Genomic DNA, 24,361 nt, shown 5'->3' with positions numbered 1-24,361 from the left:
TTATATATTGACGTTCAGATGAATACATTGCAAAATACAAGAAGAAGATCTCAAAAGATCTCCTTCTTGTGTCAGGCTCGTTTCTTTATCCTTTAGAAACCTCGAGTGAAACTTTTCGAAACTCTTTCAATACTTTATTCCAAAGAGGCTTTTCCGGCACGTGTACCGACAGCTTTATTCCCATTGAGCAATTGAGATTTGGCATCTTTCTCGGAACGCAAGATAAACTTCTGCAATTTTTTCAATCTGTTCTCTCATCTATTTTTTATCAGTCATTTAAAATGCACCGACAGATATAAGATTTTTAAATGGCTGTACAAAAGGGAATAAATATACTTTAAAACAATAAAAACCGATATATTCTCGTTGCCGAAATAAAAGAGGAGCTGCCAAATCATTTCCGGATTAGGTGGATGTAAGTGGTCGGTTTTTATTTTGAAGGATTATTCGTTTTCGATCTTTTTACCTCATAAACACAACTGTTAAAACAACAAGAACGATATAGTGTGGAGTGTTAAATAACCCGTCTAACGGGTGTTATTGTTAGACGGGTTTGACTGATACTACTGATAAGCTACGATGTCTGCTAATTTGATTCTGAATATACCTTTGTTTACTTCGTCGTGTAGAATGATTTTGATGTATCGGATCTCTCTGGAACCTTCGGCGATTGGTAGTAAGGTAACCTCGCCGGAACCTTTGCCGAGAATGTTCTCTTCCATGTAAGTGACGTTTTTCCAGTCGATCTGGTCGGTCGAGGTTTTGATGATAACGGAAGGGGGCAAATAATGTGGCGAATCCCTGTCCTTGGTGGGATCGAACAGCATTTGTGTTATCTTGATCCCGCGTACTCTTTGGGGCTTTTTCAATACGATGGTTAACTCGTAGGTACGGGATATCGGAGATACGGAAGATTCCCACCAGGTATTCGGGTCGTTGTCCAATAGATCGGTTAGATAGGTATCGCTGTCGCTATCGGGGACAGAACATTTAATGGCCTCTACTTCTGTTTGGGGGATATAATGGAGTTTGTCCAATTCTTTCCGGTCGGGATAGCCCATCTCCCGGATGTAGTCCCGGTGGATATTACCGAAATAGTGGTTGTGGTAACGTTCGACGTTTAATCCCGTTAATCCGTTTGCCGCATCCAATACGCGGAGACTGCGTTCTTTTTCATAAAGGAGGCTGTTGTCTTCCGGGGTTGAGTAGGCGGGATCGGGGTAGAGGTAACGATTTTTACCGAGTAGCAACTTTTCGAGCTTCGGGCAATAGAGAACATCTTCGAAAGTGGTTGCGTCATAATCGAATTCGAGTATTCTGACCGTATCGACAAAGTGTCTGAATGCCGCTTCTTCAGCCGTGCTTTGATCGTTATAACCGTAACGTTGCCGTATGGCCGATTTGAAATCCGAGGAAAAAGTCCGCTCGTTACCCAATAGCACGGGGGCAAAACGAATAATATCCGGACATCCTTCTAATTTTCCCAAACGATCGATCGTGATCGGCTTGTCATGATCCACATCTTCCAAGACCGTAAACTCTTCGTTGAACTTCTCTTCGGTCAGCGGGTAGATTTGACTTTTGCCTTGCGTGTCGGTGTAATTGAGCTTTATTTCTACAATATTGTCATTCCATTGATCCATAAAAAAGACCAGATTGTCTTTGACTTTATAGAATTTGGTGACTGCTCTCGTGAAGGTCCGTACGGCCTCGTGATCCTCCGTGTAAGGGCGGGCATAATTCGATACGATTAACGATTCGTTACCGTTTTTATCCACGGCACAAACGTCTACGCGATAGGTCCCGTCTCCCAAATTACGAAGATCGCACGATGTTGCGGATTTTTCTAACAAGGAGTCGTGTTGTATATTTGAGGCAGACCAAGATACTTTTATCTTATCGGTGAAGGCATCCACGCCGTTGTTCCACTTTAATTCCAACCGTTTCCATCCGACGGTTACCTCTAAGTCGGAACATTTCGCCGGATAACGGATCTTACCGTTACCGGCATAGTCGCTATACGTGTCTTCCAGACTTTCTCCGCAGCTTACTGATACCACCGTCGCTATCAGTAAGTTTACCAAATATTTTATTCTTTTCATAACTTAATCTTTTTTTACGTAAACTTCCAACTCTTGTATCGTGAAATAATTATCAATATTTGGACTTAATCCTGGGTATCTATAATCAAAAGTATCGTGAACTATAAATTTCAAATAACGATATCTTTCCGGAGTGGCAGGAAAGAGTATTTCCAAATAAGCCGGATCGGCAGCTGCAAGCATTTCCGGAGTACTTATTCTTCCATCCCAATTCCATTCCGAACAGGACCATGTCCATCTATCTTCGTCTTTTGTTGCCGGATGCTGATAAAAATAGCCGATCTTTGTCCACGACGAAGGAGTACCCTCCTTCTCATTACCCGCGTAAACCGTTACTTCGCAGGGTAATTTATTAGTGTATAATCCTTCCCATACCGTTCCTAAAGGCCCAAAGCTTCCACCAACAAAATGAACTGATAAGTTCAAAATTCCATACATTCGAATGCTGGCTGGAATTTTTTTTTCATTCAAATCTATGATAAAAGGTTTACCCAATGCATTCGGACCTGCCACGAAAGTGAAGACTTTTTCCATTTTTTTATTTTTTAAGCGTTGTTCCCCTTTCGTATCTCCGTTAAACAAATAATTTACTCCCGTACAGGCTTCCTCGTTTTCGATAGAAAGATCGCCCACAAAAAAATTCTTCTCGGAAAGGTTCCATTTCTCGAAATAGAAAGATTCCACGTCTTTCCATATTTTTTGTCTTACGCGATAACCCCGGTAATCTTCGGTACGAACTACTACTGTATTTATGTTTCGTGCCTGTTGCAGCAGGAATCGAAGGGTGTCCCCCCCTTTATTAATCGGAAAACTTTTTAACAGGATGGTATCTTCTTGTTGGGTCAGGGGATTGGTACCCAAATAAAGAACGTGTGCCATTCCCGATACTCGTTCGGGTGTATTGTATATTACTTGAAAACCACCCCAGTAAGAGGAGACTTCCGCCGTATTGAAAAAAGCGTATGGTGCGGAGTCCTGCGTGTCAAAGGTCACCTCGAAAGGGGCCGACTCCTCGTTCCGGTTATTCACGAGGGAGACACGGGCGGAGACTTTTTGTCGGGCCTCGTTAAAACCGTCGATAAGAAGCGAGTCAGATCCGTAACCTCCGGTTTTTAATACCTCGTAACCCCTGGAATCGATATAGCGGATATTAATGGCGAAAATTTCAAAATCGGAAGGTAGGTCGTAATACATTGCAGCTCCACCCGGCAAAGCTTTGAACCGGATATTGTCCTTGGGCATAGTTGCGTCGAATGCAAGGTGATCGTCTTGCGAACAGGCAAAAAATCCCAAGAGTATGATCGATATAAATAAAATATGTTTCATGATTGACTGTTTTAATGTTTCTTTTATGATGTCCGTTTTTACCACCCCGGATTTTGAACCACTCCGGAAATCAATACTTGTTCCGCCCTGATCGGGTTGAGATAGTCTCTCGGGGCCGTAAATTTGCACTTGTTCCAGATAACCACGGGACCTTCGAAATTGTTGTAAAATCCCCGAGCCGTTTCGCCGAGTACGTTCCACCCGTATTGTTTTTCATTTAGCTTTTCGTGTGCGATCTTCCAACGGCGGAGGTTCCAGTAACGGTGTCCCTCGAATGCGAGTTCTATATTGATCTCCTGACGGATAATTTCGCGCATTCCTTCCCGGGAATCGACCTTATCGGGATTTTTTGAATAAGATGATTTCCATGATGTTACTACATCCGGAATACCGGCTCGTTTGCGTACTTTATTTAGCGGGGCATATACCCGGTTGTCGGGTTTCTCTAAATATTCGTTCCAAGCCTCGGCCTGAATCAGGTAAAGTTCCGCCAAGCGGATGATCGGTAAAGTTTCATTCCGTTTGATATTATTATGATACGTATTGATTGCCCAGTTGGAATACGAGTGTTTTTTTAACCAATAACCGTTGATGTTTTGCCAGGAATTGCTGGTAACGATATCGTATTGGGAGCCGAACTGTTCTCCTTTATAGGCTTTAACGATTAAATTATAATTGACATAAGGAGTATTCGTGCCGAGTTGCCAGTGAAGGCGGTCGGCTGCAATACAGGCGTAGAAACGGGGCTCTCGACGCAAGTGAAGTTGAAGTACTTCCGTATTAAGCGGCACCACGTTTTTATATAACGAATTGGCTTCTTTACTCATTTGGTAACGGCTGTTGTAGTTCCAAGTATTGTCGGCATCGATGGGAAGCCCGTGTTCCGTGTAATACATCTCTACCATTTTCATGGACGGAGAGAGACAGCCATATAGAACCTCATTAAAGTATTGCAGATCCGAAGACCTAAATCGAGGTAGACAAAACTTGTAAAATCCTTCGCTTGTGTATTTCCACTCCAAAATGAATTCGGGATTCGAAAACGTGGAATACATGGAGAATTCAATATCTCCCATAGTATTTAATAGATGAGAGTTTCGATTGTTTGTTTCGTTATATAAACGATGTCCATGTTCGCATTCCCGAACGGCTTCGTCTGCTGCTTCTGCCGCCCGTTTCCATTTCTCGGGATCTTTTTGAGTACTGAAAAGGGGCTCGCCGTTCTTACCTTTAAAATCCGAGTAATATTCATTACCGTTAAAAAGGGGAGAGGCTGCATAAAGAAGGGCTTTAGCTTTAAGTGTTAATGCTGCTTCTTTACTGAAAAAGGGGGCTCGATCAGAATCTCTCGTGATACTTGTCGGCAAATATTGAATAGCTTCGTCAAGTAGACGTACGATGGTATTGAAACAGGTGTCCACGTGGACCCGGGGTTGTTGCATCTTGGACATGTCTTCGTCCACACCGATGTTATCGGGTACAAGGACGATCGGGCCATAGCGGCGAACCAGCTCGAAATAGATAAAGGCCTTTATGGCTTTAACTTCCGCCTTCCATTGCCGTTTCTCGCTTGCTAACATGTTGTAGACGTTATCGATGTTTCCGATAAAAATATTGCTTGACCGGATCAATTCGTAAAAAGAATTAAAACGATCTTCAATACCACCTTCTTCCCATAAGTTATCATAAGGAGCTTGAGACATTTGCTGTCCGTCGGAGATTTTAAATCCCGGGTAATAATATTTACCGTTAAGGTTGGAAAAATTTCGGAATCTCTCGCAAGTAATAAATTCGTCGCTACCGACATAGGAAACGTTTTCACCTATACTTGCCAACAAGCTGCTTGTTAATCCATATATACCTACCAACCAGTCACTTGCACTCGTGCGTTGCTCAAAAATAGTCTCTATCGTATCGATATCTTTTTCAGGTGTCATATTCAAATAATCGCTACACGCGAATAACAGCATGACGGTACATAAAATATATAATAAATGTTTCATTGTTCAATCGTTTTAAAATTAGAAACTTACGTTCATTCCGATCGAGAAGGTTCGCTGTATCGGGTAATTGAAACCGTTATTTCCCAGCTCCACGTCCCATATTTTGAAATTACTGATCAGAAAGGGGTTATTTACGCGGGCGTAAAACTTTGCATTTTGCATTTTTAATTTGGTCATCAGATTAACGGGTAGGTTGTAGGCTAACTCCATCGACGTGCAACGCAAAAAACGGCACTCGCGCATGAAATAGGTACTTTTGCGATTTTCTGTTCCGGCATCCCAGTCTTCTTGCGGGTTATGGACGCTGATCGGCTGGGTCGAAAGGCGGGGCCAAAAAGGACGTTCTTTCATATTGCTCTCGCTCCAGTGGTCGTCGAATATGGCTTTTAACATGGCCCGGTTTCCTGCGAAAGGATTGATTTGCATGGGGTCCATAAAGAAGGTCCGTTTGCCCGATCCCTGAAAAGCAAAGCTAAATTCCCAGTTTTTATAGTTGATGAATCCGCTGAAGCCGTAGATGATCCGCGGTGTGGTCGGAAAACCGATATGCGTGGCGTCGTTGACATCGATTTTTCCGTCGCCGTTCAGATCCCGGTAACGGATATCCCCGGGCAAGACGTCGCCTCCCTGGACGGGGGAGTTGTCGATTTCTGCCTGGTCACGAAAAAGTCCCTCTGCAATATACCCGATAGATTGCGATAGTTCGTGCCCCTTTTTTAGTTGCCAGGCAGGTTTGTCGGAGGCTTCCTCGATATTGAGGTAAACGGCCTTGTTGTAGGTGAATGTGCCGTTGAGGATGATCCAGCAATCTTTATTGAAAGCGTGTTGGATTTTTCCCGATAGGTCGACTCCCCGGGAACGGGCTTTGCCGACATTGGCTAATTGATACTCCTCGATACCGACGCTTGCCGGAACCGTGATGCGGTAGTCGAGGATGTTATGACGGATTTCCTGGTAGAGATCGGCCGTCACCTCTAAAAAACCTTTAAATAGTTTGGTCTCGATACCGATGTTGATCTGTTCGGCAATCTCCCATTTGATTTTATTGTTGGGATAGGAGATTATTTTATAAAAACTCATCAGCTTTCCTCCAGGTCTGGGGTCAGTTTCCCATCTTTCAGCGAGTAAGGGAAGATGAGTAAAGCGGGGGGAGGAGATAATCCCGTCGTTACCGACCTTTCCCCATGAAAACCTGAATTTCAAGAAAGACAGCCAATGAGCGGTATGGTCGGCTAACAAACTCTCTTTGGAAGCGATCCATGCCGCCCCGACAGCCGGGAAAAATCCCCACTGGTGATTTCTGGCAAAACGCTCGGAGCCGTTGTAACCGAAACTCGCCTCTGCAAAATAACGATCCTTATACCCGTAAGAAGCCCGCATGGAGAAACCCATGTTACGTCGGGGAATACCGTCCAAAACGGATGCTGTCTCCGATATGGTGGTTTCCTGTACACCGAGAACTGCGGTCAAACTGGTTTGATGCTCTTTCCAGGCGGCCGTATGCAAGGCACGTACTTCGTAACCGAGTTGCGTACTTTGGCTACTGCCGCTACCCCGTCCGTCTTTAGCCAAAGTTCTACGGGCTTGGGTTGGATTCAGAGCGGATAACGTGTGTTTTCCCATTTCAAAATCGTAATTATTGTCCAATAAGGCGTATAAATAGGGTTCCGTGGTGTAAGCGTTGGCATAATAGCCCATTTTATTCAAAGAGATACTGGCTCTCATTTCAAGGCCTTTGACTATGGACGAGAGGTTGTGGATGTATTCCGCCCGGGTGGTCGCCGAGTAGCGACTCCGTTCTTTATATCCTCTTTGTATGGCCATGTAGGGGTTGATACTCTCTTTGCTCACGGCTCCGAATCTCAGATGTGGCCAGGCGTAAGTTTCGTCGGCGGGATACATGGGTGCGAAATCCACGGGCGAGGCAGCAAAAGCCATGGCGTAGGCCTGAGTCACGTCGCTATACGGACCGTGATATTTGTCGAGTGAAGCCGTGGAGTTGATCAGCAACCTGATTCCTGTACTCAGATCGATATTCAGATTGGTACGAAAAGTGAACGTGTTGTTACTGATATTGCAGTCGAACTGGTTCAGTCTATCGGTTTTTAGCATACCTTCATCCCGGGTATAATTGACAGAAGCGTAGTATTGTATAATCCTCGATCCGCCGCGTAGATTCAATCCCATGTGATGGTTGACGGAATGGTCGTGGAATAGAATCTTATACCAGTCGTTGGCCGGATAGACAAAGGAGGGATATTTGCCGGATCCGGTGCGTTCGATACGTTCTACGCTGTATTGCGGCATGGCCATCGGGTTTCGAGCCAGGAGGGCTTGATTGTACATCTTCATGTAAGTCACTGGATCGACCACGTCGATTTTTCGTGTAGGCATGGAAGTGATTGCCTCGTAACGTACGGAAGTGTATACGCTACCCTCCACGCCTTTTTTAGTTGTGACGAGGATTACTCCGTTGGCTCCGCGAGCCCCGTACATGGCTGTTGCCGAGGCATCTTTCATCACACTGAAGCTCTCGATGTCTTCGACGGGCATGCGCGCTAAATCCAATTTCGACGATTCCACGCCGTCGATCAGAATCAGCGGGTCGATGTTGGCATGAGTTTGAAACGAGGTGATTCCCCGGATATAGAATTTGGTGTTCATTTCGCTTTCCGTCAAAGCCCCCGGAAGACCTCCCGTTTGCCATCCGATGATGCCGGCGATCTTTCCTGCGAATTGGGTGGTCAGATCGCTACTCGATGATTTCAGGCTTCCCGGGTTAACGGTAGTGATGGCCGCTACCACGCTCTCTTTCTTTTGTTCCCCGAAAGCCACCACGGTTACCTCCTCGATATTTTCAGCGGTAGGATTTAGTCGTATATTGATTTTGGTTTTTCCCTTAATCGGTACGATCTCTGTTTTATATCCGATAAAAGAGACTTTTAGTACATCATCCGGTTTTGCAGGAATTACGTACCGTCCGTTGGTATCGGAGGCAACACCCCGGGTTGTTCCGTGGATAATTACTGTAGCCCCGGGAATGGGATTCCCTTTTTCATCCGTAATCTTACCGCTTATTTTAAGCAGGGATACCGTTGTTTTTTCACGGATCGTGATTAAATTTCCTTGAATGGAATATTCCAACCCCAAGCCGGGAAGAATTTCATCAAGAATCAGTTTGACTTCTTTGTTTTCGGCCTTTACGGAAATTTTTCCTTTCGATTTTGCCAATTCGCTGTTGTAAAAAAAATCGTAATCGGTTTGTTTTTTCAGTTCCGCAATCACTTCGTTTAAAGTGACCTCTTTTAAGTCCAGTGTAACCTTGTTTTTCTGTTGTGCCTGCAGGGTTATGGGTACGGAAAGAGATACGCCCAAAAACAAAAGCACAAAGAAATTCTTAAAGATTAACATTCTTCGTCGTGTATTCCAACTTCTTGGTAATGCATGGTCTCGTTTTTTTTTCATAAATTTGTAGTATTATAATTTGACATCGATACATCCGTTTCTTACAGGGATGTCGGATGTATTTATGAAGAGAAGCAGGTTGAAGATTGATCAGGTTTTCAACCTGCTGTGTTTTATTTCCCTTGTATCGTTATGTGGTCTTTTTCCACGACAAATTTTACATCTCTGGTATATTCCAACCTATCGAATAGAGGTTCGAGGTCGTCGTACCTTTTCAAACGTCCGCTGAATTTTATGTTTTTCAATTCCGAATCGGAGAATTCGATTTTGATATTATACCACCGGGAGAAGATTTGCATTAGTTCCTCTAAAGACATGTCTTCAAAATCGTAATAGCCGTCTTTCCAGGAGGTAAATTGCCGCGTGTTTACGGGAAAGTAGTCTGTTTCCTTGGTTTGTTTATTATATACGACTTGCGTTCCGGGGACCATGATAACGTGATGATCTCCGCATCGGGTTTCCACGCGACCTTGTTCCAATGTCGTTTTTGTCCATGTTTCGTCGGGATAGGCCTTTACGTTAAAGGAGGTTCCTAATGCCCGAACCGAAACATTTGCCGTGTGTACGATAAACGGGTGTAAAGAATCGGCGATAACTTCAAAATAGCCTTCTCCGGTTAGAAAAACCTCTCGTTTTTTTTCGGCAAACTGATCGGGGTAACGTAAGGAACTCCCCGCGTTAAGATAGGTCTTGGTCCCGTCCGGGAGGATCACGTTGTATTCCGCTCCGAACGGGACGTTTATCGTGTAAAATTCGGGAACCCGTTCTTCGGTTGTGTAGGACTCGAAGATCAGGGTTTGTTTGTCTGTACGAATCTTTTTCTTGTCGTCGGATAAGATGACGGTCGATTTGTTTTGGCTGAGCAGTTGTTTTTTCCCGTTCGGTAAAATCAATTCCGCCGCAGGTTTGGTGACAGAGAGACCGGATAGGTATATTTGATCCATGTGAAATTTCTTTTCTGCCGGTTTTTCCCATTTTAAGGCGAAAAAAAGGCCTACTAACAGAACGGATGCCGCAGCACAGGACGACCAAAAAATCTGTTTCCGTTTTTTTCTGATCCGGGAAATTTTTCGTTTGACATGGGCGAAGACCATATCTTGATTCTGGTGTTTATCCAGCATACTCTTTTGAAAAGTTAATTTCTGAATGATTTGTGCTATATTCCCGTTTTGAACGGAAGAGTGTTCCCATTCTGTGAATAACTGTTTTTCTTCGTCAGTCAAAGATTTGTTATTCAGTATGTTCGCTAATATCTCATCGATCTTGTTTTCCATCATTTACCACGCTTTTCTTATATATTTATAAAATAAGAAAAAAGGGTGATAGAGAATCAATCTTTTTTTGTTAACAAATATAAAAGTGTAAGGAAGGTTTTTTCCTGGAGGTTTTCACGCAGGAATTTAAGAGCTGTTTTCATTTGGGTTTTCACGGTATTGATACTGATTCCCAGTTCATCTGCAATCTCTTGATACCCTTTATCGTTCAGGCAGGCCATTAAAAATATTTTCCGGCATTTTTCAGGGAGCCGGTTTATCGTTTCATATAAAATTTCGACTGTTCCCTGATACTCTTCGGTCGTATCGTAGTGATGCGTATCGTTTTCAAAAGAAAACGAGAGTTGGGTTTCGTATCTTTTTTTGTGTTCTTTCAGGAAGAGAAAAGAGCGATTTTTGACCATCTTAAAAATATATCGATCCAAATTTCCCGTGAACGAGTGGAGTTTTTTGCTGTTCCACAAGCAGACAAAGCAGTCTTGTACGATGTCTTCCGCGGCTTCCAGATCATCCAGTATGTGATAGGAATACAACAGTAAATTGTCATAATACTGTTCAAAAAGAAGTTGGAAAGCGTTGCTTTCGTCTTTCTTGATCAAATGTAGTATGGTTGCCGATGAATTCATTTCTATTATTTATGTATACAAATATAATGAACTCCAATATTGAAGCAAACTTTTAAGGGAAAGAATTCGTGTATCGATGTTATTATGGCCGAATGCTGTTGCGCTAATCCACCGTCGATACTCCTGTCGGGCAGCGAGAATAGGGGTATATATACGGGAATTTTTTCTGAGCGCGATCTAAAGGATACGCGTATATTTTATGAGAAATGGGAATTATGGTTTTATTTAAGTTAAATTTTAAAATTTGTCGTATTTATTTCTGTTTTCAGTTGATGAATTCGACTAAAACAGGTTATTTTGCAGTATTAATTTTAAATAAATAAATGTTATGGGATTGATTATCTATATTATCGGGATCGTGGCGACAATTTATGCCATTCTTGATCTTGTAAAGAAAAACATTTCGACGCCTTGCAAGTTGCTGTTTATCATTGTTCTTTTATTGACCAGCTGGATCGGTTTGATTATCTATTTCTTGTACGCGAAAGACCACGTGGAAGAGTGGTGCAAACAATGAGGTAATTCAAAAATATGCAAGATACGGTGCATAAGTTTGTGGATAGCATCTTGTAAAAAGTAATTTGACAAAAATGGAGACATTTCATTTACGATTTTGTCTCCGTTTTATAATCATTTGATTCAAATGATTATATTTTTTGATCGGGTTTAAATTCCGGTCAAACATTGAAATACGATACGGGGCGGTTGTCTTGGAAAATTTTTTATCTCTTAATTTATTGGCTGTTCTTCTTTTCGATAATTTTCTATCGTGTTTAAGCTATAACGGCATCCGCAACCTTTAGGAAAGCCTCAGTATAGAGTGGATTGAAGAGGTTTTAATTTCAATTATTCGGGAAACGGGAAAATCCGTATCTATTTTTGAGATAGGGATAATCGGATCTTTAACTGCATGGTTGCGGCTAAAAAAGAGATACCGGTGTAAAGCAATAAAAGTAGATTTCGTTCGTTATAATATAATTTATTTAATAAAATAAATATATTTATTTTTATATTTGAAAATAATATTAATTTTGTAAGTGATATATTTAAGATATTAATCTTATAACTAATAAAACTATGAAAAAAAATTAGAAAAAACGCTTTGAAGTCATTCTTGTTTATCTGTTTAGGTTTGACCTTTACAACAATTGTGTTTGCTAATATGATGTATGATGTCCCTGGTGCTCCGGGAGCTCCCCAAGTTGTTGATGTACGGGGTGATAGATGTGAATTAAAATACCTGCCGCCCGTTTATAGTGGTGGGTCCCAAGTGTTAAACTATATTATTGAATGTAGAAACAAAGGGGATTATAAGTGGAAAGTTATAGGAACGTCTAAGTCAACTTGTTTTGTGGCTTTTGGTATGATTGAAGGAAATGAGGTGGAATTTCGTGTTTTTGCTGTAAATAAATTTGGAAAAAGTGATCCGTCGAAGTCTTCGGGATTTATATTAATTAAAAGTAAATTATAGTTGGGGTAAAATACTAAAATGAGAAAAACCAGAATAATTTAGCACTGAATTATTTTGTTTTTATAAAATAGGACCTGATCAAAGAAAAACGCATTTCTTGCAACTGTCTTTAGACGGAATAAGATCGTGTTTTAGTTATAGTCAAATTATCATTTCAATCTTTTTGGATTGTGATATGGATAAATAATTAATATTAAAACAACAAAACTATGAAAAAGATTAGAAAAAACGCTTTGAAATTATTTTTATTCGTCTGCTTGGGTTTAACCCTTACGACGATAGTGTATGCCAGTGCGAGGATAAATGGTGATGTTCCCAGTTCTCCGAGCAAGCCTTGGTTTGTTAATGTATGGGGTAATGGATGTCAATTAAGTTTCTATACGCCTATTGATAATGGAGGGGCGCCAATACAATACTATGTTATTCAGCATATGTACAAAGATGATTTCATATGGTACACCTCGGGAACAACGACAACGTTTACCTTTGCGGCTGTTAATATGAGGGAAGGAAAGATGGCACAATTTCGTGTTAGAGCCGTAAATAAATTTGGAATGAGTGAACCGTCGGAAGCTTCTGAATTTATCATATTTAAAGATTGATCCGATATTAATTAAGATACCAAGAAAGAAATCCTGAATAATCATAATATAGAGTTATTTGGGATTTTTCTTTCAAATTAAACCTAATCGAAAATACGTGTTTTTTACAATTGTTTATTAAACAAAATGAGATTGGGTTTGGATATATTTATTATCATTTTCTTAAGGCAAAAAAGAACTGTCTAATAAATTTAGACAGTTCTTTTTATTTTATAGAGCATTCGAAAATTATTTCTTAGCTAAATCGATCAGGATTTCGAGAACCTGAATAGCGCTCTTGGATACTTTGGTCCCGGGACCGAATACGGCGATAGCACCGGCATCGAACAAGAATTGATAATCCTGATGAGGGATAACTCCTCCTACATAAACGAGGATATCCTCGCGGCCTAATTTTTTCAATTCGTTGATAACGGCGGGTACCAATGTTTTATGTCCGGCAGCCAAAGAGGAAACTCCGACTACGTGTACGTCGTTTTCCACGGCCTGTTTGGCGGTCTCTTCCGGGGTTTGGAACAAAGGTCCCATGTCCACGTCGAAACCGAGATCTGCATAACCCGTGGCAACTACTTTAGCACCGCGGTCATGTCCGTCCTGACCCATTTTGGCAATCATGATACGAGGACGACGTCCGGTCATTTCTGCAAATTTGTCTGCTAACTCTTTTGCTTTCCGGAAATCTTCGTCTTCTTTTGCTACGCTTGAATATACTCCGCTCACGGTTCTGATAACTGCTTTATAACGTCCTACAACTTTTTCACACGCATATGATATTTCGCCCAAAGAGGCTCTTTTCTTGGCGGCATCTACGGCCAATTCCAGTAAATTGCCTTCTCCGGTTTCCGCACATTTGGTGATGGCCTCCAAGGCTGCATCCACTTCAGCTTGATTACGGTTTGCTTTTAATTCTTGCAAACGGCGGATTTGTGCTTCCCGTACGGCGGTGTTATCCACTTCGAGAATATCGATCGGATCTTCTTTTTCCAAACGGTATTTATTTGTTCCTACGATAGTTTGAACTCCGCTATCGATGCGGGCTTGCGTACGTGCGGCTGCCTCTTCGATCCGAAGTTTAGGTATGCCGGATTCGATGGCTTTGGCCATACCGCCCAATTTTTCGATTTCCTCGATATGAGCCCATGCTTTGTCTACCAATTCTTGCGTCAGGCTCTCCACGTAGTAGGAACCTCCCCACGGGTCGATGGATTTGCAAACGGTGGTTTCATCCTGGATATAGATCTGTGTATTACGGGCTATACGTGCGGAGAAGTCGGTCGGAAGAGCGATGGCTTCATCCAGTGCGTTGGTATGCAAACTCTGGGTGTGTCCAAGAGCGGCGCCCATGGCTTCTATACAGGTGCGTCCCACGTTGTTGAACGGATCTTGTTCGGTCAAGGACCAACCGGAAGTCTGGCTGTGTGTACGTAATGCCAAAGATTTCGGGTTTTTCGGGTTGAATTGTTTTACGATCTTTGCCCACAACAGACGACCGGCTCTCATTTTGGCGATCTCCATGAAGTGGTTCATACCGATGGCCCAGAAGAATGATAAACGCGGGGCGAAGGCATCGATATCCATTCCGGCGTTCACTCCTGCGCGCAAATATTCCAAACCGTCGGCCAATGTATAAGCCAGCTCGATATCGGCGGTAGCACCTGCTTCCTGCATGTGGTACCCGGAGATAGAGATGGAGTTGAACTTCGGCATATTTTTGGAAGTATATTCGAAGATATCGGCGATAATCTTCATAGAGAATTTAGGCGGGTAAATATAGGTATTACGCACCATAAACTCTTTCAGGATATCATTCTGAATGGTTCCCGACAATTGATCCAGGGTGGCTCCTTGCTCTAATCCGGCAACGATATAGAAAGCCAAGATCGGAAGAACCGCACCGTTCATCGTCATGGAGACGGACATTTTATCCAACGGAATCTGGTCGAACAGGATCTTCATATCCAAAATAGAGTCCACGGCAACACCGGCCTTACCCACGTCTCCGATGACACGCGGGTGATCGGAGTCGTACCCGCGGTGAGTGGCCAAGTCGAATGCCACTGACAAACCTTTTTGTCCGGCGGCCAAGTTACGGCGATAAAAGGCGTTAGACTCTTCTGCCGTGGAGAATCCGGCGTATTGACGGATCGTCCAGGGGCGCATCGGATACATTCCGGAATAGGGTCCGCGGAGGTAGGGAGGAATACCGGCTACATAGTCCAGGTGTTCCATACCTTTCAAATCTTCTTCGGTATACACGGGTTTTACCGGTATAAGTTCAGGGGTCATCCACGATTTTTCAATCTGATTGGCTTTCTCCCACTCGGAAGCGGTCGTAGCAGGCTTTTGTGATGACTTGATATTTATATCTTTAAAATTCGGTTTCATCTTTGTAATTTGTAATTATGATTAAGGCTGTGCTCTCAATCTGAAATCTAAAATCGTCAACTATTTAATTCCCAATTTTTGTTGGTAACCCTTCAGGTCTTCCAGTACGTTACATTTTACATGAACATAGTTGGTGATACCGATTGCTTCCAATTCCGGTCTGGATTCCGGGTTTCCGGCAACAACGACAATGGCTTTGTCTTTTAATGCAGCGTAAATCTCCGGAGCAATCGTCGCGTATTCGTCGTCCGAACTACAGATTACCACGATATTGGCTTTGTTGTCCAAGCAGGCTTTTGCTCCTTCTTCCACGGTTTTGAATCCGTTATTATCCATTACCTGGAATCCGGCACAAGCAAAGAAATTGCATGCGAATTGGGCTCTTGCTTTACGCATGGCCAGATTGCCCATGGGGAACATATAAACGACCGGACGGTGTCCGTTTTCTTTGGCGAACATGTCGGTTCTTAAACGCATAGCCTCAAAAGCCTGGGTTCCGCGGTAAGGTTTCAATGTTTCTACAACAGCATCGGGGGCGGTGAAGTCTTCCGGTTCCAAGATGCAAGAACAAAGAGCTTTGTCGATCTTTTCGTTGAAATTCGGGAATTGGTTTGTTCCCAAGAAGTTTTCTTTGCGGTTTGCGATGTCTTGGTCTCTCTTTTGGGCGGTAGCCTTTATTGCGGCTTGAACGAAGCCTGACTCTAAAGCTTTCTGCATGCCGCCTTGTTCCTGAACTTCGAGGAATAGCTTCCAGGCAGCTTCAGCAATGAACTGGGTCAGCTCTTCGATATAATAAGATCCTCCGGCTACGTCTGCAATCTTGCCGAAATGAGACTCTTCTTTTAACAGTAATTGTTGGTTGCGAGCCACCCGTTCACCCAATTCAGAGGGATGGCATTCGTAGATATAGTCGTACGGGTGTACGGTGAAAGAATCAACACCGCCTAAAATAGCGGACATGGCTTCCGTTTGAGTACGAAGCATGTTTACATTCGGGTCATAAACCGTTTTGTTCCATTCTGAAGTTTCAGCATGTATATTCATTTTACAGATGGAGTCGCAGCACGGGTTGTAAGCTTTCACGATTTGAGCCCACAAGAAACGAGCGGCTCTCAATTTGGCTATTTCCATGAAATATTTGGAGCCTGTGGCAAAGCGGAAGCGCATTCTGGGGGCGATATCTTTGATATCCATGCCGGCATCTGTCAGTTTATCCAAGTATTCAACACCGGCAGCCAGACTAAATCCCAATTCCTGTACAATGGAAGCACCGGAATTGTTGAAAACAAATCCTCCGACTTCGATGCTTTTGAAATTTTTCATCTGGGCCGTTCCTTCCGTGGTCGTTTTTACAACATTGAAAGGATGAGGATCACAGAACTTGCCTTCCAGAACCAATTTCGTGATCGGATCTATATTGATACCTCCGTGGATGGATTCCGGATTCACTCCTTTTTCCGCAACCACTTCTTTAAACATATTAAGGATGGCAACTTTATTGCAACATAAAACGAAGTTGATTTCGATGCAGTCGAGGCAAATATCTTTTAAAAGAGCCTCCATGTCGGCTTTCGTGAAGTTCTTGCCATCAGAAATAACGAAGCCTAAGGAATCAACACCTCTGTTCAAAATGTCCAACGCTTTCTTATTCGCCTCTGCAACATTCTCTACCTTAATGTCTTGACGAATAAACCAGTTGTTGTCTTTTTTGTTACCTCTCACGTAAGGAAATTCTCCGGGGAAGCAATCCAAGTACTTGAGGTCCTTCATATTCTCCAAACGATACATCGGTTGGACATTGAAGCCCTCGTTTGTTCTCCAAACCAGCTTTTTATTGAAATCAGCCCCTTTTAGGTCTGCAGTTACTTTGTCCATCCACTCTTGAGTCGTGTTTGGTGCAAATTCACTGAAAAGCTTTGTGTGTACATTCTCTGCCATAATAAGTTTTTATGTAATTGTTCTGTAACTGTTTGTTATTAAAAACGAAAAGCAAAATTAACCCTTTTCGACAATTTAAAAAAGAAAATCCCTTTTATTTTCGGCTATTCGGCATATTATCATGGTTTTTTAATAGTTCGTTGAAATAATTTGATATTTGGGGAGATGAAAAATAGAGATACCTTTTTACGGGAGAGGATTATTTTGTAATTTGCAGCGTTAAATTTAAAGTAAGAAACAGATGAAAAAGATAAGAGCTGCCATTGTCGGCTATGGAAATATCGGACGCTATGTGCTTGATGCGCTTCAGGTCGCACCTGATTTTGAAGTAGCGGGAATCGTACGCCGAGATGCCGCGGATATACCTGATGAGTTGAAAAGTTTTCCGGTTGTTTCGGATATCGCCTGTCTGAAAGAGGTGGATGTTGCTATCCTGTGTACGCCGACCCGAAGTGTGGAAACTTATGCTTCTAAGATTTTGAAGATGGGGATAAATACCGTCGACAGTTTCGATATTCATACGGAGATTTCCGGATTACATGAGCGTTTGGGAGAGATAGCTAAAAAATACAATAGTGTTTCTATTATTTCTGCCGGTTGGGATCCGGGGAGTGATTCTATGGTTCGGGCCCTGTTGGAAGCTTGTGCCCCGAAAGGAATTACTTATACGAATTTCGGCCCCGGCATGAGTATGGGACATACGGTAGCCGTAAAAGCTATCGAAGGGGTAAAAGCGGCATTATCTATGACGATTCCTGTTGGTACGGGCATTCACCGCCGGATGGTTTATATCGAATTAAAGGAGGGGTATGATTTCAAACGGGTGGCGGAAGCTATTAAGACGGATCCTTATTTCGAACATGATGAAACCCATGTAATGCAGGTGGACAGTGTAGATGCTTTGAAAGATATGGGACACGGAGTCAACCTGATCCGGAAAGGAGTTTCCGGAAAAACACAGAATCAATTGTTCGAATTCGGTATGAAGATCAATAATCCTGCCCTGACGGGTCAGATTTTGGTGGCTACGGCCAGGGCTTCCGTGCTGCAGCGGCCGGGATGTTATACTTTGATAGAGATTCCGGTTATCGATCTACTGTACGGAGACCGGAAGGAGCTGATAAAGCATTTGGTATAGAGAATATTTTACTGGAAAAGACCGGACCATTATCATCGTCCGGTCTTTTCAAAAAAGCGAAGACTCGATTAAATGCTTCCTGTTCCATTGCTTCCTGTAGACCAATCCGTAACACTGGCTGTAACTTGAATTCCGGTAGCTGTTATCGTAAACGTCAATGTATGTTTCTGATTAGCTATAAACGTCAGCTCGTTTTCTCCGTCTTTCGGCGTTACGGTTTTATCTGTATTATTTAGGGTCAGGGTAAATTCCGGGGCAGAACCGGGCCATACCAGGTAATCGGTGACGAATGTTTCGCCGGATTCGCTCAGATCGGCTCCGGTAACCTGAGGATAATAGGCGTAAAATCGAGGGAACCCACGGGCCAAAAATCTTCATTGCCCGGCTCGAAGTCGAATTTTGTTCCGTTCGTACTTATCGAAATTTTCGCGTTATTTAAATTTTCCTGTGTAGTTTTTGTCCTTTGTTCTTTAATTAATAACAACGTTAAACCACAAAATAGAGGTATGATAAACGAGAGGACGTACGAAAAATACATCCAGGAAATGGAAGAAAACAATTCACTGATCATGATCCCTTTTGGTACTATAATGTATATATTTACATGTTCAAATATAGTAAAATAATGTCTTGTGAAACGTTTTTCAGGAGGTAGTGTTGTATTAGGCCGTAATTGATACGAAATGATCCGACTAGAACCGTTGGGATATGGATTCGAAGGAAATAGGATGCGTAATGGCACAAGAGAAAAATTATTTATATGAATAAAATTGAATCTGGAAAATAATTGACAATTTTGTATCATCAATTTCAATGATACTGATATGAATGTAGAAAAATGCAGAGAAGAAGTAAAGAAGGCTTGTGAGGTATTGAAAAACGGGGGGGTAATCCTTTACCCCACGGATACGATTTGGGGAATCGGATGTGATGCGACTAATGATGAGGCGGTAAAACGGGTATATGAGTTGAAAAAGCGGGAAGACAGTAAGGCGATGTTGGTTCTTTTGGATGATTTGGGTAAGTTGGCATCCTATGTGGATGTGCCGGATATTACTTATGATTTGTTGGAAGCTGCCGATCGTCCGATGACGGTCATTTATCCGCGTGCTAAGAATTTGGCCAAAGGATTGGTTAGTGCGGACGGCACGATAGGAATCCGTATCACGAAAGAGATTTTTTCGCGAATGTTGGTTGCTCGCTTTCGCAAGCCGATTGTTTCTACATCTGCCAATATTAGTGGAGATCCTTCGCCCAAGTGTTTTGCCGATATCAGCGATGAGGTAAAAAAATCCGTCGATTACGTGGTCGATTTTCGACAGGAGGAAACGACTAATCCGGCCCCTTCCAGTATTGTTAAATTAGGCTTGGGAGGAGAGATACAGATTATTCGTCAATAAAGGATATAAAATTTTAATTTATGGCATTGATTTTAAATATAGATACGTCAACAGAGATTTGTTCGGTGGCTATAGTTCGGGATGGAAAGTTATTGGCTTTGAAAGAGAATGACGAGGGATTGAATCACTCTGTTTTATTGGGTGTTTATGTAGACGAACTGTTGAAAGAGAATGGAATACGGGCCAAAGAGTTGGATGCTGTTGCCGTTAGCATGGGGCCCGGTTCCTATACCGGGTTACGTATTGGCGTTTCGTTGGCCAAAGGGATATGTTTCGGAACGGGGAAACCTTTAATAGCTATAAGCACGTTGAAAGCTTTAGCTATTTCCGTTGCCCGGAATGTTGACGAAGAGGCTCTTTTTTGTCCGATGATAGACGCTCGTCGCATGGAGGTTTATTCGGCTATTTTTAATCGGAACGGGGAGATGATACGTGATGTACGGGCGGAAATCATAGACCCGTCTTCATTTAGCGATTGGTTGGTTGATCATAAAATCTATTTCTTTGGAAACGGTAGTGGAAAAGTAAAAGAGGTCATAGTTCATCCCCATGCGCGATTTGTGGACCGGGTGGTTACTTCTGCTGTCAATATGATAACTTTGGCTGAACAAAAGTGGGAAGAGAAAACTTTTGAAGATCTGGCTTATTTCGAACCGTTTTACTTAAAAGATTTTATCGCTACCGTTCCCAAGAAAAAAGTGCTTTGAATGTTTTTTCCATTTCTCGGATTTTTTATAGAGAGTAAACTTGTCATGATGCTAAAATGGTCATGGCTGTGGAAAAATGATTCGACTTTTGGTCAGTTGGGCTGATTTTCTTATATTTGCACCCTAATTTCAATTATTAAAACTAAAACTTATTAGATAAATGGCAACGACAGCTGATTTTAGGAATGGATTATGCATCGTTTTTAAGGACGATTTATATACCATTGTACAATTCCAACATGTGAAACCGGGTAAAGGTCCCGCTTTCGTGAGAACGAAATTAAGAAATGTAAAAACAGGGCGGATTTTGGAAAATACTTTTACCTCTGGAATAAAGATAGATGTAGCTCGTATCGAGAGACGTCCTTATCAGTTTTTATATAAAGAGGGAGAGGATTATGTTATGATGCATACGGAGACTTACGAGCAATTGAATATTGCAAAAGAGTTGATCAATGCCCCTCAATTTTTAAAAGAAGGAGATGCCGTTGAGATGGTTGTGCACGCCGATACGGAAACACCGTTGTATGTTGAGTTATTGCCGAACGTCGTATTGGAAGTGACTTATACGGAACCGGGTTTGAAGGGAGATACGGCTTCTTCAACGGCTTTGAAGGCAGCCGAGGTGGAGACCGGAGCCAAAGTGATGGTACCTCTTTTTGTAAATACCGGGGAAAAAATACGTATAAGTACGCAAGACGGTTCTTACGTGGAACGCGTGAGGGAGTAAAAAGAAGAAAAGATATTTATGGAGAGACTATCCGCTTTGAGGGTAGTCTCTTTTATGTTCATCTCGAAGAGCAAACAGGGCGGATTCGACAATCTGTATGAGGTTATTCCATCAAAAAATTGCTAAATTGCGAGAACTGGCTTTTGGTCGGATAAGCTCGGGCTATATGATGATATTGCCTTGCCCCTCATTTTGAAGTTTTTGAATGGCTTTTTCCGCGGAATGTTGTTCAGCTTCTTTTTTGGAAGACCCCACGCCTTTACCGATGACTTCTTCTCCGACTGAGATCGTACAAACGAATTTGGAGCGACGATTTTTAAAGAGCTCTTCCGTGTGTATGCTCAGTTCTATTTTATTTTTTTGTCCCCACTCGATAAGTCGACTTTTGAAATTTTTATCGATGTATACCAGGTCTTCTAAGTTTACGTAGTGAGGAAAGATGTATTGTTCGATAAAATCCTTTGTCTTGGCGTATCCCTGATCAAGATAGATAGCACCGGTAAAAGCTTCGAACACATCACCGTATATGTGTTTGTTTTTTGAAATGTCCGATTTGGCGATGACCTCTTTACTTAACCCCATCTTTATGGCTATTTCGTTCAAGGACTCCCGGCTTACGATCTTGGAACGTAGGCGGGTTAAAAATCCTTCGTCTTTGTTCGGAAAAAATTTGTAAAGAATTTCAGCCACGATGGCACCCAATACGGCATCGCCCAGGAACTCGAGGCGTTCATAATTAAGGATCGTTCCGCTTTTCGTATACCTGGAAGCAGACTTGTGCAGTAAAGCAAGGTTATATAACCCTTTATTTTGAGGGATAAATCCCCACTCGTAAATAGACAATCCATAAAACTTATCTTTGCGATGCAGATATAGTTTTATGGATTGAATTATTTGCCTAATCACTTTCCAACGTTTTAGTTAGTGATTATTTTTTAAATACAACACAGGCATTGTGACCACCGAACCCGAAGGTGTTACTAATGGCAACATTTATTTTTCTTTCTTGAGCCTTATTAAATGTAAAATTTAATTTCGGATCCAGTTCCGGATCCAAGCTCTGGAAATTAATAGTCGGGGGAACAATGTCGTTTTTCACGGCCAAGACACAAGCGATTGCTTCGATGGCACCGGCGGCGCCTAATAAATGTCCGGTCATTGATTTGGTAGAACTGATGTTCAGCTGATAAGCGTGTTCTCCAAATGCTTTAAGAATAGCCTTAGGTTCTGCTATATCTCCTAATCCCGTAGATGTCCCGTGTACATTGATGTAATCGACATCTTTAGGAGTCAGGCCTGCATCTTCGAGGGCAGATTTCATTACGTCTCCGGCACCTTCTCCTTCCGGGTCGGGAGCCGTCATGTGATAAGCATCACAATTCATTCCTGCTCCTGCAAGTTCTGCATAGATTTTAGCTCCTCTCTTCATGGCGTGCTCGTATTCTTCAACGATTAGTGCGGCTCCGCCTTCTCCCAACACGAATCCGTCACGGTTTGCGTCAAACGGACGAGAAGCGCTTTTCGGATCGTCATTGCGGGTGGATATGGCTTTCATGGCGTTGAAACCTCCAACACCGGGAACGGTTATCGCGGCTTCAGATCCGCCGGCAATAATCACGTTTGCTTTTCCTAATCGAATGAGGTTTAATGCATCTACTAAAGAATGAGCCGATGATGCACAAGCAGAAACCGTCGTATAGTTAGGCCCCTTTAGGCCGTGTTCGATAGCGATCATTCCTCCTGCCATATTGGCAATCATCTTGGGGATAAAGAAAGGGTTGAATCTGGGAGTACCATCTCCGATGGCAAATGTTTTACACTCTTCGTAGAATGTTTCCAATCCTCCGATACCTGCGCCCCAGATTACACCTACTCTTCTCTTATCCTCTGCGGATAAATCGAGTCCTGAATCCTTAATGGCTTCCCGGGCTGCAATGAGACCGAATTGCGTGTAAAGATCCATTTTACGGACTTCTTTCTTGTCGAAATGTTCCGTCGGCTCGTAATTTTTTATTTCACATGCGAATTGCGTGCGAAATTTAGATGCATCAAAACGAGTAATAGGACCGGCGCCGCTAACGCCTTTTTTCAAGTTGTCCCAAAACTCGGACACCGTGTGACCGAGAGGATTGATCGTTCCAAGACCTGTAATTACTACTCGTTTGAGGTTCATAAAATCAATATTAAATTACTGAGCGTTAGCTTCAACATAAGCAATAGCATCGCCTACGGTAGCAATTTTCTCTGCTTGATCGTCCGGAATAGTGATGTTGAATTCTTTTTCCAATTCCATAATCAATTCTACCGTATCCAAAGAGTCAGCTCCAAGATCATTTGTAAATGTTGCACTCGGTGTAACTTCTGATTCATCAACTCCTAATTTATCAACGATAATAGCTTTCACTCTGTTTGTAATGTCAGACATAACTTTAAATTTTAATTAGACATTTTTTAATTTCACACTTAATCACCCTTGGGGTGTACATAACTCTCAAAGTTCGGGGGCAAAGTTAGAGAATTTATTTTTCATAGAAAATTTTTTTGCTTGAATAAAGTTTTATTATCTTTATGACTTTGATTTTTAATTAATTACATCATGAAGAAAATAGCAATATTTGCCTCTGGTTCAGGGTCTAACGCTGAAAATATCATTAAATTTTTTAAAAATGATCCGCAAAATAGCGTGATCGGCGTGTTTTGTAATAAGCCGGATGCTTTTGTTTTGGAGAGAGCAAGACGTTTGAATATACCCGCCTTTGTTTTTAATAAAGAAGACTTTTATCGGTCTGATCGTATCTTGTCACAAATGAGTGAGTTGGGAGTGGACTTGATCGTGCTGGCCGGTTTCTTGTGGAAGGTACCCGAGCCTATCATCGATGCCTATGAGTACCGGATCATCAATATACATCCGGCTCTTTTGCCTCGTTACGGGGGAAAGGGCATGTACGGTATGCATGTCCATGAGGCTGTAATCGCTGCCGGGGAAAAGGAGAGCGGAATCACCATCCATTATGTAAATCGTCATTACGATGAAGGGGCTGCAATTTTTCAGGCAAGATGTGAGGTTACGCCCGAGGATACGCCGGATTCGTTAGCTGCCAAGATACATGATTTGGAATACGAGTATTTCCCGAAAGTGGTAAAACAGGTATTGGAGAAATGAGGGTTATTCCTGCAAGAATAAAAAGAATTTA

20 protein-coding genes and 1 pseudogene are annotated in these 24,361 nt (G+C 42.4%); 8 read left to right on the top strand and 13 right to left on the bottom strand.

Going from position 1 to position 24,361, the window contains the following annotated elements; genetic code table 11:
* Positions 1-85 precede the first annotated feature (85 nt).
* From PGR74_RS03165 to PGR74_RS03135, 7 genes and pseudogenes are all read right to left on the bottom strand, one after another.
* Positions 86-258 (bottom strand): annotated as a pseudogene (locus PGR74_RS03165) (histone H1).
* A gap of 305 nt (positions 259-563) precedes the next feature.
* Positions 564-2,102 carry a DUF4998 domain-containing protein gene (locus tag PGR74_RS03160; RefSeq protein WP_041503161.1) on the bottom strand — a complete coding sequence of 513 codons (1,539 nt, stop codon included), beginning with the start codon at positions 2,100-2,102 and terminating at the stop codon, positions 564-566.
* A gap of 3 nt (positions 2,103-2,105) precedes the next feature.
* Entirely contained in the window at positions 2,106-3,428 is a 1,323-nt protein-coding gene (locus tag PGR74_RS03155; RefSeq protein WP_041503160.1) for a DUF4959 domain-containing protein, read from the bottom strand.
* Between the two features lie 38 nt (positions 3,429-3,466).
* Positions 3,467-5,431: a RagB/SusD family nutrient uptake outer membrane protein gene (locus PGR74_RS03150; protein WP_041503159.1), complete on the bottom strand. Its 1,965-nt coding sequence runs from the start codon at positions 5,429-5,431 to the stop codon at positions 3,467-3,469.
* Positions 5,432-5,449: 18 nt separating this feature from the next.
* A complete protein-coding gene (locus PGR74_RS03145) occupies positions 5,450-8,896 on the bottom strand; it encodes a TonB-dependent receptor (protein WP_270516688.1) in 3,447 nt (1,148 codons plus the stop codon).
* Between the two features lie 113 nt (positions 8,897-9,009).
* Positions 9,010-10,173, bottom strand: a complete 1,164-nt coding sequence (locus PGR74_RS03140; RefSeq protein WP_052634538.1) for a FecR family protein — start codon at positions 10,171-10,173, stop codon at positions 9,010-9,012.
* 53 nt (positions 10,174-10,226) lie between these two features.
* Positions 10,227-10,796, bottom strand: coding sequence for an RNA polymerase sigma-70 factor (locus tag PGR74_RS03135; RefSeq protein WP_270516687.1), 570 nt, complete (start codon positions 10,794-10,796; stop codon positions 10,227-10,229).
* Positions 10,797-11,124: 328 nt separating this feature from the next.
* On the opposite strand from PGR74_RS03135, the gene PGR74_RS03130 reads away from it, so the two are divergent.
* From PGR74_RS03130 to PGR74_RS03120, 3 genes are all read left to right on the top strand, one after another.
* Positions 11,125-11,313 carry a PLDc N-terminal domain-containing protein gene (locus PGR74_RS03130; RefSeq protein WP_041503156.1) on the top strand — a complete coding sequence of 63 codons (189 nt, stop codon included), beginning with the start codon at positions 11,125-11,127 and terminating at the stop codon, positions 11,311-11,313.
* 585 nt (positions 11,314-11,898) lie between these two features.
* Positions 11,899-12,267 (top strand): fibronectin type III domain-containing protein, encoded by a 369-nt coding sequence (locus tag PGR74_RS03125; protein WP_270516686.1) that lies wholly within the window; start codon positions 11,899-11,901, stop codon positions 12,265-12,267.
* Between the two features lie 209 nt (positions 12,268-12,476).
* Entirely contained in the window at positions 12,477-12,869 is a 393-nt protein-coding gene (locus tag PGR74_RS03120; protein ID WP_041503155.1) for a fibronectin type III domain-containing protein, read from the top strand.
* Positions 12,870-13,097: 228 nt separating this feature from the next.
* On the opposite strand, the gene scpA is transcribed toward PGR74_RS03120, so the two are convergent.
* Both scpA and PGR74_RS03110 read right to left on the bottom strand, forming a co-directional pair.
* A complete protein-coding gene (gene scpA, locus PGR74_RS03115) occupies positions 13,098-15,254 on the bottom strand; it encodes a methylmalonyl-CoA mutase (protein ID WP_041503154.1) in 2,157 nt (718 codons plus the stop codon).
* 60 nt (positions 15,255-15,314) lie between these two features.
* Entirely contained in the window at positions 15,315-17,192 is a 1,878-nt protein-coding gene (locus tag PGR74_RS03110; RefSeq protein ID WP_270516684.1) for a methylmalonyl-CoA mutase family protein, read from the bottom strand.
* Positions 17,193-17,433: 241 nt separating this feature from the next.
* Here PGR74_RS03110 and PGR74_RS03105 point away from each other — a divergent pair, with 241 nt between their 5' ends.
* On the top strand, positions 17,434-18,330 hold the full coding sequence (locus PGR74_RS03105) for a diaminopimelate dehydrogenase (protein WP_041503152.1): 897 nt from the start codon (positions 17,434-17,436) through the stop codon (positions 18,328-18,330).
* 68 nt (positions 18,331-18,398) lie between these two features.
* Here PGR74_RS03105 and PGR74_RS03100 read toward each other — a convergent pair whose 3' ends face one another.
* Positions 18,399-18,698, bottom strand: coding sequence for a hypothetical protein (locus PGR74_RS03100; protein ID WP_041505289.1), 300 nt, complete (start codon positions 18,696-18,698; stop codon positions 18,399-18,401).
* Positions 18,699-19,154: 456 nt separating this feature from the next.
* On the opposite strand from PGR74_RS03100, the gene PGR74_RS03095 reads away from it, so the two are divergent.
* From PGR74_RS03095 to efp, 3 genes are all read left to right on the top strand, one after another.
* Positions 19,155-19,730, top strand: a complete 576-nt coding sequence (locus PGR74_RS03095; protein WP_110688448.1) for an L-threonylcarbamoyladenylate synthase — start codon at positions 19,155-19,157, stop codon at positions 19,728-19,730.
* Positions 19,731-19,750: 20 nt separating this feature from the next.
* Positions 19,751-20,437: a tRNA (adenosine(37)-N6)-threonylcarbamoyltransferase complex dimerization subunit type 1 TsaB gene (gene tsaB, locus PGR74_RS03090; protein ID WP_270516682.1), complete on the top strand. Its 687-nt coding sequence runs from the start codon at positions 19,751-19,753 to the stop codon at positions 20,435-20,437.
* A 160-nt stretch (positions 20,438-20,597) separates the two neighbouring features.
* Positions 20,598-21,167: an elongation factor P gene (efp, locus tag PGR74_RS03085; protein WP_041503148.1), complete on the top strand. Its 570-nt coding sequence runs from the start codon at positions 20,598-20,600 to the stop codon at positions 21,165-21,167.
* A 162-nt stretch (positions 21,168-21,329) separates the two neighbouring features.
* Here the strand turns inward: efp and rnc are convergent, their stop codons facing one another.
* Genes rnc through PGR74_RS03070 form a run of 3 tightly spaced genes read right to left on the bottom strand, consistent with a single transcriptional unit; the run spans position 21,330 to position 23,592 of the window.
* Positions 21,330-22,073: a ribonuclease III gene (rnc, locus tag PGR74_RS03080; RefSeq protein ID WP_041503147.1), complete on the bottom strand. Its 744-nt coding sequence runs from the start codon at positions 22,071-22,073 to the stop codon at positions 21,330-21,332.
* Positions 22,074-22,095: 22 nt separating this feature from the next.
* Complete coding sequence (gene fabF, locus PGR74_RS03075) at positions 22,096-23,340, bottom strand: beta-ketoacyl-ACP synthase II (RefSeq protein WP_041503146.1); 1,245 nt, start codon at positions 23,338-23,340, stop codon at positions 22,096-22,098.
* 15 nt (positions 23,341-23,355) lie between these two features.
* The gene (locus PGR74_RS03070) at positions 23,356-23,592 is read right to left on the bottom strand and encodes an acyl carrier protein (RefSeq protein ID WP_041503145.1); all 237 of its coding nucleotides are present in this window, start codon (positions 23,590-23,592) and stop codon (positions 23,356-23,358) included.
* A 171-nt stretch (positions 23,593-23,763) separates the two neighbouring features.
* Between PGR74_RS03070 and purN the strand changes: the two genes are divergently transcribed.
* A complete protein-coding gene (purN, locus tag PGR74_RS03065; protein ID WP_041503144.1) occupies positions 23,764-24,330 on the top strand; it encodes a phosphoribosylglycinamide formyltransferase in 567 nt (188 codons plus the stop codon).
* Positions 24,331-24,361: the final 31 nt, after the last annotated feature.

This window comes from Sanguibacteroides sp. AM78-02pH3A (assembly GCF_027666085.1).
GTDB lineage: Bacteria > Bacteroidota > Bacteroidia > Bacteroidales > Marinifilaceae > Gabonibacter > Gabonibacter massiliensis.
Note: the sequence above shows the minus strand (reverse complement) of the source record. Positions and strands in the feature narration are given on the sequence as shown.